The 12222-nt window shown below is 74.0% G+C and carries 9 protein-coding genes; 2 read left to right on the forward strand and 7 right to left on the reverse strand.

Going from position 1 to position 12222, the window contains the following annotated elements; all coding sequences use genetic code 11:
* From QK440_RS10125 to QK440_RS10155, 7 genes are all read right to left on the reverse strand, one after another.
* Nucleotides 1–3081 (reverse strand): helix-turn-helix transcriptional regulator, encoded by a 3081-nt coding sequence (locus QK440_RS10125; RefSeq protein WP_282792686.1) that lies wholly within the window; start codon nt 3079–3081, stop codon nt 1–3.
* A gap of 98 nt (nt 3082–3179) precedes the next feature.
* Nucleotides 3180–3404 carry a hypothetical protein gene (locus QK440_RS10130; RefSeq protein ID WP_282792687.1) on the reverse strand — a complete coding sequence of 75 codons (225 nt, stop codon included), beginning with the start codon at nt 3402–3404 and terminating at the stop codon, nt 3180–3182.
* A 157-nt stretch (nt 3405–3561) separates the two neighbouring features.
* Nucleotides 3562–4152: a hypothetical protein gene (locus tag QK440_RS10135; RefSeq protein WP_282792688.1), complete on the reverse strand. Its 591-nt coding sequence runs from the start codon at nt 4150–4152 to the stop codon at nt 3562–3564.
* A gap of 56 nt (nt 4153–4208) precedes the next feature.
* Nucleotides 4209–4784, reverse strand: a complete 576-nt coding sequence (locus QK440_RS10140) for a GNAT family protein (RefSeq protein ID WP_282792689.1) — start codon at nt 4782–4784, stop codon at nt 4209–4211.
* A 75-nt stretch (nt 4785–4859) separates the two neighbouring features.
* Nucleotides 4860–7094, reverse strand: a complete 2235-nt coding sequence (locus QK440_RS10145; RefSeq protein ID WP_282792690.1) for an MMPL family transporter — start codon at nt 7092–7094, stop codon at nt 4860–4862.
* A 390-nt stretch (nt 7095–7484) separates the two neighbouring features.
* Nucleotides 7485–9560: a phospholipase C, phosphocholine-specific gene (locus QK440_RS10150; RefSeq protein WP_282792740.1), complete on the reverse strand. Its 2076-nt coding sequence runs from the start codon at nt 9558–9560 to the stop codon at nt 7485–7487.
* Nucleotides 9561–9767: 207 nt separating this feature from the next.
* The gene (locus QK440_RS10155) at nt 9768–10388 is read right to left on the reverse strand and encodes an RDD family protein (RefSeq protein WP_282792691.1); all 621 of its coding nucleotides are present in this window, start codon (nt 10386–10388) and stop codon (nt 9768–9770) included.
* A gap of 246 nt (nt 10389–10634) precedes the next feature.
* Between QK440_RS10155 and QK440_RS10160 the strand changes: the two genes are divergently transcribed.
* Together QK440_RS10160 and QK440_RS10165 are read left to right on the forward strand one after the other, a co-directional pair.
* A complete protein-coding gene (locus tag QK440_RS10160; RefSeq protein WP_282792692.1) occupies nt 10635–11492 on the forward strand; it encodes a bifunctional methylenetetrahydrofolate dehydrogenase/methenyltetrahydrofolate cyclohydrolase in 858 nt (285 codons plus the stop codon).
* Nucleotides 11493–11508: 16 nt separating this feature from the next.
* Nucleotides 11509–12009 (forward strand): DUF3017 domain-containing protein, encoded by a 501-nt coding sequence (locus tag QK440_RS10165; RefSeq protein WP_282792693.1) that lies wholly within the window; start codon nt 11509–11511, stop codon nt 12007–12009.
* Nucleotides 12010–12222: the final 213 nt, after the last annotated feature.

Here is a 12222-nt window from a genome sequence, read left to right on the forward strand (position 1 = left end):
TCACCCGGCGGCGCGCACCTCCTCCTCGGCGGCGGGGAACAGCCGCAGCCGGTGGGCGAGGGCGGCCGCCTCGCCGCGGCCCGCCACGCCCAGCTTGGCCAGGATGTTCGAGACGTGGACGCTCGCCGTCTTCGGGGAGATGAACAGCTCCTCGGCGATCTGCCGGTTGCTGCGGCCCGCCGCGACCAGGCGCAGGACGTCGCGCTCGCGGGTGGTCAGGCCGAGCGCCTCGGCGGGGTCGGCAGGGGCGGGGGCCGCCGCGCCGGTCAGGGACAGGCGGCCCCGCTGGGCGAGCCGGTCGACGGCGTCGGTGAGCGCCCGGGCGCCCAGGTGCGCGGCGACCGCGCCCGCCTGGCGGAGCAGCTCGGCGGCCCGGTCCCGGTCGGCGTCGCCGACGGCCGGGCGCCCGGTGGCGGTCCGGCACGCGAGCAGCGCCTCCGCGAGGCGGTGGCGGACGCGGGCGAGGTCGTAGGGCCGCTCCAGGGGCGCGACGGCGGTGACGACGGCCAGCCAGTCGTCGGCCGTGGCGCGGCCCTCGGCCCGGGCGAGTTCCGCGCGCAGCCACAGCTCGTACGCCGTCCAGACCGGTACGCGGGTGGGTAGGGCCTTGGCGGTGGTGCGGATGGTCCGCAGCACCTCCGCGCGGCCGGGGCCGGCGACGGCGAGGCCGCGGGCGTCGGCCTCGGCGGTGGCGGCGGCGAGCAGCAGCGGCCAGCCGTAGCGCTGGGTGCCGGGCGGGAAGCCGGTGGCGACGGCCTGCTCCAGTTCGGCGCGGGCGTCGAGGAGGCGGCCCTCGGCCGCGGCGACGCCGAGGGTGACGCGGTGCAGCGGCAGCGCGTCCTGCGGCATGGAGTCGTGGGTGCCGAACTGCTTGCGGGCGACGGCGAGCTGGCGCCCGGCCTCGGCGGTGTCGCCGCGGGCGAGGGCGATGTGGGCCAGGCGCAGGGCGGCACCGCCGCGCGGCTTGGCGCTCAGGCCGGCGCGGTGGGCGGACTCGGTGGCCTCCTCCCAGCGGCCGAGGGCGTACAGGGACTCGGAGCGGTTGGCCCACATCCACGCCTCGGACTCGCGCAGGCCGTACCGCCGGGCGAGGGCGATGCCCTCGTCGAGCATCTCCACGGCCTCGCGGGAGCGGCCGGTGCCTTCGAGCATGGAGGGGATGTTGATGTGGGTGCGGCCCACGAGGCCGACGGTGCCGTCGGCGAGGACGCGCTCCCTGATGGCGTACAGCTCGGCGAACCCGGCCTCGATGTCGCCCGCGTCGATCGTCAGGCCGCCGAGGGTGAGCCGGGCGGTCAGCTCGATCTCGCAGGCGCCGACCATCCGGGCGTAGTCCACGGCCTGTTCGGCGGCGGCGAGGCTCTCGGGGCCGGGGTGGTGCAGCATCTGCCAGCCCGCGACGACGGCGAACACCTCGGCGTGCACCTCCGACGGCGGGCGGCCGCGCACCAGGTCCTGGGCGGTGGCGAGCTCCTGCCAGCCGTCGCCGCGGGCGAGGCTGCGTACCAGGTGGGAGCGCTGCACCCAGAACCAGGCGGCGCGCAGCGGGTCGTGGCCGTCGTCCAGGAGGCGCAGGGCGCGCTTGGTGATCTTCAGGGCGCGTTCGCGCGCGCCGCACAGGCGGCCCGCGACGGCGGCCTCGGCCATGAGGTCCAGGTAGTGCAGCGGGGTGGTGGCGGGGTCGCAGCCGCAGGGCGGGTAGACCTCGGTGTAGTCGGCGGGGCGCAGCGCGGCGCGGATGTCGTCGGGGACGTCGTCCCACAGCTCCATCGCCCGCTCCAGGAGCCGCAGTTGCTCGGCGTAGGCGTGGCGGAGCCGGGCCTCGACGGAGGCGTTGAGCACGGCGGGCAGGGCCTTCGCGGCGTCGTGGGCGTGGTACCAGTAGCTGGCCAGGCGGGTGGTGCGCTGGTCGGCGGCGACCAGCGCGGGGTCGGCCTCCAGGGCGGTGGCGAAGCGCCGGTTGATGCGGGAGCGCTCGCCGGGCAGCAGGTCGTCGCCGACGGCCTCGCGGACCAGGGAGTGCCGGAAGCGGTAGCCGTCGCCGCTCGGCGAGGGCAGCAGGATGTTGGCGCCGACGGCGGCCCGCAACGCGTCGATCAGCTCGTCCTCCCCGAGCCCGGCGACCCCGGCGAGCAGCGCGTACTCGACGGTGGAGCCGCCCTCGGCGACGATCCGGGCGACGCGCTGCGCGTCCTCGGGCAGCTCCTCCACGCGGACGAGGAGCAGGTCGCGCAGCGAGTCGGAGAGCGCCGCGCAGCTGTTGCCGTGGGAGGCGACGGCGAGTTCCTCGACGAAGAAGGCGTTGCCGTCGGAGCGTTCGAAGACGTCGTCGACGAGCTTGGGGTCGGGTTCGGCGGCGAGGATCCCGGCCATCTGCCGCGCGACCTCGTCGCGGGTGAAGCGGCGCACCTCGACGCGGTGGACCGTGCGCAGCCGGTCGAGTTCGGCGAGCAGGGGGCGCAGCGGGTGGCGGCGGTGGATGTCGTCGGCGCGGAAGGTGGCGAGGACGACGAGGCGGCCGCTGCGCAGCGTCCGGACGAGGTAGGAGAGCAGGTGGCGGGTGGAGGTGTCGGCCCAGTGCAGGTCCTCCAGGACGAGGACGACGGTGCGGTTGGCGGCGACGCGCTCCAGGAGGCGGGCGGTGAGCTCGAACAGCCGCGCCATCGCCTCCTCGCCGGGGCGGCCGCCGGTGGTCCGCGGGCGCCGGTCCGCGTCGCACAGCTCCGGGAGCAGGCGCGCGAGCTCCTCCTCCTGGCCCGCGGCCGCCGCCGCGAACTCGGCGGGCAGCTGCTCGCGCAGGGTGCGCAGGGCGGCGGAGAACGGCGCGAAGGGAAGGCCGTCGGCGCCGATCTCCACGCAGCCGCCGACGGCGACGACCGCGCCCCGGGCGGTGGCCGCGGCCGCGAACTCCTCCAGGAGGCGGGTCTTGCCGACGCCGGCCTCCCCGCCGAGCAGCAGGGCCTGCGGCTCACCGGCGGGCGGCGCGGCGGCGCGGGCGAGCGCGTCGTTCAGTACGCGCAGTTCGTCGGCGCGGCCGACGAAGACGGGGCTGACGGACCTGGTCTCCACAGCGGTGAGCATCGCACAGAGCTGCGGTTTCGTGGGAGCGGGTTTCGTGGAAGCGGCTTTCGTGGGAGCGGCTTTCGCTGTGCGCGGCACGGCGCGGCCTGCCCGGCCGCTCAGGCCGCGCGTGTGAAGCGGTCGGCCGGTGCCGGGCCGGTGCCGGGGCGGGCGCCCGGCGCGGTGCGGGCCGCCGCCATCCGCGCCTCGGCACCGTCCCGGCCGAACACCCGGCGGGCCTTGCGGGCCTTGCGGGCCTCTCGCGCCTCCCGTACGAGGCGCTGGTGCGCGGCCTGTTCGGCGAGCTCGGCGGCGCGGAACTGGTGGAGCTGGTACTCGAACATCGTGTCCCCCTGGGTGGTGGTGTCCCGCGTTCTGCGAGGACTCCACTTTCGTTTCCCAGGGGGGTGCGGCACATCGGGAAGGTTCCGCATCTTGGGAGGGCGGGGGGCCTTAGGTGTGCGGGGGTGCCTTAGGCGTGTCCGCCCGCGGCCCGGCCGCCTAACTCGTCGACGGCAGGCCGAGGATCAGGTCCGTGTACTTCGCCGCCGCCAGGGCCAGGCCGATGACGCCCAGGGCGGCGCCCGCCCACGCCACGGACCTGACCCAGGGCGCCTGCACGCGTGCGGGGTCGCCGAAGGCGGGGCGCAGGAGCACGGCCACGGCCGTGACCAGGGCCGCCACCGCGAAGGCGCCCGCGACCAGGGCGGTCGTCCTCCAGGAGTCGCCGTAGACCTCCTGCACCTGGCGGGCCACGCTCGCGCTCCGGGACGTCCTGAGCTGCCCGATCAGCGACTCGCGCGCGGAGGCGACCGTGCCGGTCCAGCCACCCGAGAGACCCACCAGGCCGAGCGCCACGGCGACGACGGCCGCCGCGCCCTGCCCGATGCCGTCGGGCTTGGCGACGGCTGCGGCTTCGGCATCGGCCTCCGCTGCGGCTGCGGCTTCGGCATCGGCCTCCGCTGCGGCGGTGGCTTCGGCTGCGGCGGCGTCCTCCGACACCACCTCGGTGGAATCCCGCGCCTCGTCGGTCGCCACTGCCTCGTCCGTCGCCACCGTCTCGACCGCGCTCTTCGTCCTCTTCGTGCCCATGCTCCGCACCGTACGGACGGAGTCTGAGAGGGGCCTTAGGGAGTCTGAGAGGGGCCTTAAGGCGTCTGGGCCGCCTGGCGTTCCTCGCGGGCCTTGCGCCACTCCGGGGCGAGGACCGACCAGACCTCCATGTCGTGGCGGATCCCCTGCCAGGGGAAGCTCTCCCGCAGGACGCCGTCGCGTACGAAGCCCAGGCGCGCGGCGGCGGCCTTGCTGCGGTCGTTGCGGGAGGACACCACCCACTCCACGCGGTGCATGCCGCGCCGGTCGACGGCCCAGTCGACCATGACGCGGACGGCGTTGGTGACCAGGCCCCGCCCCGTGGCGGAGGGTTCGAGCCAGACACCGACCTCGCAGGTGTCCGTGCCGGTGTCGAAGATACGGAAGAGCGTGCCGCCGACGAGCCTGCCGTCGAGCCAGACGCCGTAGAGGCGGCCGGTGTCCGCGGCCTGCCTGTCCGCGTACCGCTGGAGGGTGGCGCGGGCGGACTCCAGGTCCTTGGTGAGTACGGTCATCGGCACCCAGGGACCGGCAAACTCCCGCGCCCGGTCGACGTGTTCCAGGAACTCCTCGGCGTTCCAGGGCTCCAGGGGGCGCAGTTCGGCCCCCTCCCCCACGGATATCGCGAACATCCGGCTCTCCTCAGCGTTCTCGGCGTACACCAGCGTTGTCGGCCCCGCGCCGACAGCGCTCTCGCTTCGGCGCCGTCAGCGGTGGTCGAGCCCCGCGTACGTGACCTCGTCCTCGTCGTGCCCGCGGCGCCCCGGGATCTTCGCACGTGTCCGGCTCTCGGGCACCTCGATACTGATGCGCGGCAGCCAGCGGTCCAGGCGCCGGGGCAGCCACCAGTTGGCGCTGCCGAGCAGGTGCATGAGGGCGGGTACGAGCAGGGTGCGCAGGACGAAGGCGTCGAGCGCGACGGCCGCGGCGAGAGCGATGCCGAACATCGCGATCACCCGGTCGCCGCTGAGGACGAACGCCAGGAACACCGAGATCATGATGACGGCCGCGGAGTTGATGACGCGGCTGGTCTCGGCGAGGCCGACGCGGACGGCCACGCGGTTGTCGCCGGTCTCCAGCCACTCCTCGTACATCCTGCTGACCAGGAAGACCTGGTAGTCCATGGAGAGGCCGAAGAGGACCGAGACCATGATCACGGGGAGGAAGGGCTCGACGGGGCCCGCGCGTCCCAGGCCGAGGAGTTCGCTGCCCCAGCCCCACTGGAAGATCGCGACCACGACGCCGAACGCGGCCGCGACCGCCGCGACGTTCATGACGGCGGCCTTCAGCGGTATGCCGACCGAGCGGAAGGCGAGCAGCAGCAGGACGCAGCCGAGGCCGATGACGACGCCCACGAAGAGCGGCAGCTTGCCGACGATGATCTCGGCGAAGTCGTCGTAGCCCGCGGTCACGCCGCCGACGCGCAGGTCCAGCGAGGTGCCCGCCTCGGCGCGCGGCAGGACGTCGTCCCGCAGCCGGTCGACGAGGTCGCTGGTGGCCTGCGACTGGGGCGGGGAGTCCGGTACGACGGTGAGGAAGGCCGTGCTGCCGTCCTCGGCGTACGTCACCGGGCTCACGGTCGCGACGCCCGGCGTGGACCCCAGGGTGGTGTCCAGGGTGTCGAGGGCGAGCCGGTCGGCGGCGCCCCGGACGTCCGTGACGAGGGTGAGCGGACCGTTCACGCCGGGCCCGAAGCCGTCGGCGAGCAGGTCGTAGGCCTGGCGCGTGGTGGCCGTCGCGGGGTTGTTGCCCTGGTCGGAGGTGCCGAGGCGGAGGAAGAGGGTGGGCAGGGCGAGCACCGCGATCACCAGGACCGCGAGGGCGCCGAGCACCTTCGGGTGGCGCTCCACGAACGCCGACCAGCGGGCGGCGAGCCCCGTCGGCACCTCCGGCTCGGGCCCGCGCTCGGCGAGGCGGCGCCGCTCGCGGCGGCTGAGGGCGCGCGGCCCGAGGAAGGCGAGGAAGGCGGGCAGCAGCGTCACGGAGGCGGCGACGGTGAGGGCCACGGTGAGTGACGCGGCGATGGCGACGCCGTTGAGGAAGCTCAGGCGCAGGATGAGCATGCCGAGGAGCGCGATGCACACGGTGGCGCCGGCGAAGACCACGGCGCGGCCGGTGGTGGCGACGGCGCGCTCGGCGGCCTCGGCGACGGGCAGGCCGCGTTTGAGGCCCTTGCGGTGGCGGGTGACGATGAACAGGGCGTAGTCGATGCCGACGCCGAGGCCGATCAGGGTGCCGAGCATCGGCGCGAAGTCGGCCACCGTCATGACGTGCCCGAGCAGCACGGTGCCCGCGTACGCCGTGCCGACGGAGACGACGGCCGTGGCGATGGGCAGGGCCGCGGCGGCGAGCGAGCCGAAGGCGAGGAACAGCACGACGGCGGCGACGGCGACGCCGACGATCTCGGCGGTCTTGGCGCTCTTGGCCTCGGTGAGGCCGACGGCGCCGCCGCCGAGGGCCACGTCCAGCTCCCCCGCCGCGGCGGTCTCGGCGGCCTCGGCGGCCTGGACGACGGCGCGCGCCTGGCCCGGCTCGACGGAGTCGAGCTGCTCGCGGAAGGTGACCGTGGCGTAGGCGGTGCGGCTGTCCTCGCTGATCTGCGCGTCGCCGCGGTCGGTGTAGGGGCTGGTGACGGAGGCCACGCCGGGCAGCTCGGCAATCTTGTCGAGCGTCGCGGTCATGGTCCGCTCGACGGCGGCGGAGCGGACGCTGCCGTCCTTGCCGGTGTGCCAGACGACGGTGTTCGCGTCGCCGCCGAGGTCCGGGAAGCCGTCCTCCAGGAGCTGGCTGGCGCGGTGGGACTCGGTGCCGGGGACCTCGTAGTCGTTGGAGTACGCCGATCCGGCGGCGGCCGCGGCGGCCGCGGTGCCGCCGAGGGCGAGGAGCCAGACCAGTACGGCGACGAGGCGGTGCCGGACGCACCACCGGGCGAGTGCTGCCACGAACTGGCTCCCTGAGTGTGTCGTGGATCCTCGTCGGGACAGCCGGGAAGCGTCGGAGATGACCCGAAAAGAACACGTCTGCTGCTTGAACGGCTTGGACTGCGTGCGCCACGTCGCGCTGCTGCGCAGTGCGGCGCACGGACCGCATGGACCACACGGACCACACGGACCACCGCATGATCGACATGCACCGATAAGGATCACGTCGTCGCATGTGGGTGACATGACCGAGATGGGCCATGCGCAGCCACTCTGACAGCCACCGGAGATCCATAGTCCGTTTCGTGTCCAGCCTCACAGCGGCACCGGGCCCCCGGGCGCGGCAGAGAACACGCAAGGGCGCACGGGTCACACCCGTGCGCCCCTGCGCCTCCCGTGTCCGGCCGGTGATCAGCCCGACACGCTGGCGCGACCGTTCTCGATGTGCCCCATCAGGCGCCGCCGGAAGCCCTCGTCGCCCGCCGCCGTCACCTCCACGTCGTACCAGCCGTGCTCGTCGGCCGTGTGCCAGGCGAGGGTGCGGCTGCTGCCCGGCCTGACGCGGACGGTCCGGGTTCGCCGCCGGACGTCGTCCTCGTCGACGTAGCCGAGCGGCCGGACCGTGAAGACGAGCTGCCCCTTGCCCCGGTTGGCCAGCGTGAGGTGGAGGTCGCGCCGGGTGACCGCCGAGGTGAGGGCCGCCGTCCCGGCGGCGCGTCCGGCGAACTCGCGGCGGAAGCCGTTCGGCCCGGTCACCGTGAACCGGTAGGAGCCGCCGGGCAGCGGCACGGACCAGTGGCCCTCGTGCCGGACGTCCTGGTGCTGCGGTGCCGGGAACTCGCCCGCGTACGGGTACAGCGCGAAGTGCGCGCTGCGCCGGCCGCCGTTGCGCAGCCGCACCGTGAGCGCCCCGTCCCTGACGGGCCGGGCGTCGGCGTCCGGCTGGTACGGCAGCGGGCGCGCCCGGCTGACGCCCGGCTCCTGCCGGGGCATCGACTGCTCGGCGGGCGGCTTCGGCTGCCAGCGGCCGCTGAAGGGCGGGATCGCGCCGGGCCGCTCCACCTCCGGTATCCGGTGGCCGCGGTCGAAGTCGAAGGCCCCGGTGAGGTCGCCGGCGACCTGGCGGCGCCAGGAGCCGATGTTCGGCTCGCGCACGCCGGTCCACCGCTCCAGGAAGCGCACCACGGAGGTGTGGTCGAAGACCTCCGAGCACACGTACCCGCCGACCGTCCACGGCGACACGACCAGCATCGGCACGCGGACGCCGAGCCCGGTCGGCAGGCCCTGCCACCGCTCCTCCGCGACGTCCGGGCCGGGCACGGGCGGCGGCACGTGGTCGAAGAAGCCGTCGTTCTCGTCGTAGTTGATGAACACGGCGGTGCGCCGCCACACCTTCGGGTGCGAGGCGAGGGCGTCCAGGACCTTGTAGACGATGGTGGCGCTGTGGACGGGCGAGGAGACCGAGGGGTGCTCGGAGTCCACCGCGGACGGCACCAGGTAGCTGACCTTGGGCAGGGTGCCGTCCGCGACGTCCTTGGCGAACTCCTCGGCGAGCTTTCCGGTGGGCACCCGCCGCAGGCCCCGCTCGAACAGCGACCGCTCCCGCCGGCTCAGCGTCGCGACGCCCTGCTCCAGGGCGGCGAGCAGCCTGCCGCGCTCGGCCTCGTCCCGGGCGTCGCGGACCTTGGCGTAGAAGGCCTCCAGATACGTGAGCCCGGTGCCGGCCAGGACCTTGCGGGCGATGGCCTTGAAGGTGGTGAAGAACTCGAGCTGGTTGTCGGTGAAGTTCTCCCACTCCGTGTACGTCCGCCAGCTCACGCCCGCCTTCTCCAGGCGCTCGGCGTACGTGCCCCAGTCGTACCCGGGGTGGGTGCCCTCGGCATAGGCGTCGTTGTCGACGGCGCGGGTGCCGTCGGCCTCGAAGCCGGTCTTCCCGCTCCACAGGTGGTTGCGGTTGGGGCTGGTGGAGGTGTGGATGGAGGAGTGGTAGGCGTCGCAGACGGTGAAGGTGTCGGCGAGTTCGTAGTGCAACGGGATGTCCCGGCGCGTGTAGTACGCCATCGTGGCCGCGGTCTTGGCCGAGACCCAGCCGTCCATCCAGCCGTCGTGCCAGGCCTTGGCGCCGCCCTTCCAGGAGTGGTCCAGGGCCCCGATGTACTGGAGGTCCTTCTGCTGCGCGGCGGCGGCCTCGCGGACGGGGAACGGCAGGACGGTGCGCAGCGGCCCCGGCTGCTCGAACACGCTGGTGCCGCCGGGCAGTTGGATGGCGTTGCGGTCGGAGAAGCCGCGCACGCCGCGCAGGGCGCCGAAGTAGTGGTCGAAGGACCGGTTCTCCTGCATCAGGATCACCACGTGCTCGATGGCGTCGAGGCCGCCCCGCGGGGGCTCCTTCGCGAGCGCCTCCTGGAGCGACGGCGGCAGGAAGGACCCTGCCGCGGCGGCGCCGAGGGCGCCACCGCCGACCGCCATCAGCCGCCTGCGCGATATCTCCGCCACGCCCAACCTCCTGTCGGTGACCAATGGTTGTCCGGTGACCCATTGGTCTGCTGAGCTGGGACGGTAGTGATTCCCGATGGCCCGGGGAAGACAGCGGACCGAAGTCGGGGTGAACGTGCCGGACATCCGCAGACGTACGGAAGGGGGCGCCGCCCCCCGGGGGGGGGGGGCCCCCGCGCCGTTCGCGTACGTACTGCGTCAGCCCTTGACGACGACCGTGCTGCACACCTTGTCGGCGAACGTCTGCTTCTTGTCGTCCCACAGGGGCCACAGCCAGCCCAGGTAGCAGGGGACGCTGTCGAGGAAGTGCGCGAGCTGGCGCACGAAGGCCATGCCGAAGCCGAGCACCTGGCCGTCGGCCTCGCGCAGGGTGCGGATGCCGACGATCTTCTTGCCGATCGTCTGGCCCGTCTTGCCCTCCTTGTAGATCTGGAAGAAGAACATGAAGACGGTGTAGGCGAACGCCACCAGCGAGAGCAGGAGCACGGGGGTGCTCGGGTCCTCCTCCTCGCCGCTGATGCCGACGCTGAGGCCCACGATGAGGTACAGCGGGCCGAAGTTGATCAGGAGGTTGAGCAGGAAGCTTCCCGCCCGCAGCCCCCAGTGCGCCAGCTCCGGCCGCGCGTCGTAGCCCCCCGTGCCGTACCCCGCCTGCTGCGGGTACGCGCCGTACGGGGCCTGACCGGGCTGGGGCTGGGGGTACGGGACGTAGTTCTGGCCCGGGTAGGCGCCCTGCGGGGGCTGCTGCGGGTAGCCGTAGCCGGGGCCGTGACCCGGCTGCTGGGGCTGCTGGGGTGGCTGCCCGTAAGGGTTGCTCATGGTGGGGGCTTCCTCCGTCGGGGAGTGCGGGGACGTCGCGGCGTACACGCGCGGAGGAACGTTCACAGATGCGTCGGTCCCCCCGACACCGGCCGCGGCACTGCGCCGCTTATCGTTCTTCAGCGCCTGCTCGTTTGTCCAGCCGCGTTTCCCGCGCTTTGTGCGACTGCAACTATCAGGCGGGCGGGGCGGCGCTCGCGCGCCCCTGATTGGTACGGGGGCGGGCTCATCCGGGAGGATGGGGCCATGACCGCCCAGATTCTCGATGGCAAGGCCACCGCAGCAGCGATCAAGTCCGAACTGACCGCCCGCGTGGCGGCCCTCAAGGAAAAGGGCGTCACGCCCGGCCTCGGCACCGTCCTGGTCGGCGACGACCCCGGCAGCCAGAAGTACGTCGCGGGCAAGCACCGCGACTGCGCGCAGGTCGGCATCGCCTCCATCCAGCGTGAACTGCCCGCGACCGCCTCGCAGGAGGAGATCGAGGCCGTGGTGCGGGAGCTGAACGAGGACCCCGCCTGCACCGGTTACATCGTGCAGCTCCCGCTGCCCCGGGGCATCGACGAGAACCGCGTCCTGGAGCTGATGGACCCGGCCAAGGACGCGGACGGCCTGCACCCCACGAACCTGGGCCGCCTCGTCCTGAACGAGCCCGCGCCGCTGCCGTGCACGCCGTACGGGATCATCCGCCTGCTCCGCCGGTACGACGTGGAGCTCAAGAGCGCGGAGGTCGTGGTCGTCGGCCGGGGCGTGACCATCGGGCGCCCGATGCCGCTGCTGCTCACCCGCAAGTCGGAGAACGCGACCGTCACGCAGTGCCACACCGGCACCCGGGACCTCGCCGCGCACCTGCGCCGGGCCGACATCATCGTGGCCGCGGCGGGCGTGCCGCACCTGGTCAAGCCGGAGGACGTGAAGCCGGGCGCGGCCGTGCTCGACGTCGGCGTGTCCCGCGACGAGAGCGGGAAGATCGTCGGCGACGTGCACCCGGGCGTGGCCGAGGTCGCCGGCTGGCTGTCCCCGAACCCCGGGGGCGTGGGGCCGATGACGCGCGCGCAGCTCCTGGTGAACGTGGTGGAGGCCGCCGAGCGCGGCGCCGCCGGCTGAGCCGGGGGTGACCACGATGAGCGCTGACGCCAGGAGCGGGGAGGCGTCGTCCGCCGGGCCGGAGCGGCCCGAGGAGCCCACGGCCAAGGGCGCCGTCAGCGCGCCCGGCCCCGACGGCGAACCCCGGAAGGTGTCGCGGCGCTTCCCGCTCTTCACGCGGGACACCGCGCGCCCCGAGGGCGGCGGGCGGGCCGCGCCGGGGGACGCGCCGGCGCCCGCGCGGCAGTGGCCGCTGCTCACGGTCGTGTCGGTGGTCGCGGTCGGGCTGCTCCTGACCGCGTTCGACGTGTTCCGGATGGGGACGATCCTGGTCGGCCTCGCGCTGCTGGCGGCCGCCGTGATGCGCTGGACGCTGCCGGGCGTCGGCATGCTGGCCGTGCGCTCGCGGTTCACGGACATGGTGACGTACGGCTCGCTGGGCCTGGTGATCGTGCTGCTCGCGATGATGGCGCAGCCGAAGCCGTGGCTGGAGATCCCGTTCCTGGACGACACGCTGCACTTCACGATCAGCAGCTAGCCGGCCGGCGCCCGGGGGTGGCAGGTACCCCGGGCGGTGGACGTGCCGACGGCCCGTACTCGCCAGGTGAGTACGGGCCGTCGGGTGTGGGGCGGGTGGTGCTCGGTCGGCCGCGGGCCCGTTTTTCCCCCGTGCGCCCCCTGCACGGGGCCGCGGCCTCAGTGGTCTCGTGGCGCGGCGCCTGGTCGCGCCGCGCGTGCCGTTCCGGTGTCC

Origin of the sequence: Streptomyces sp. CC224B, assembly GCF_030010595.1 — a bacterium.
GTDB lineage: Bacteria > Actinomycetota > Actinomycetes > Streptomycetales > Streptomycetaceae > Streptomyces > Streptomyces longispororuber.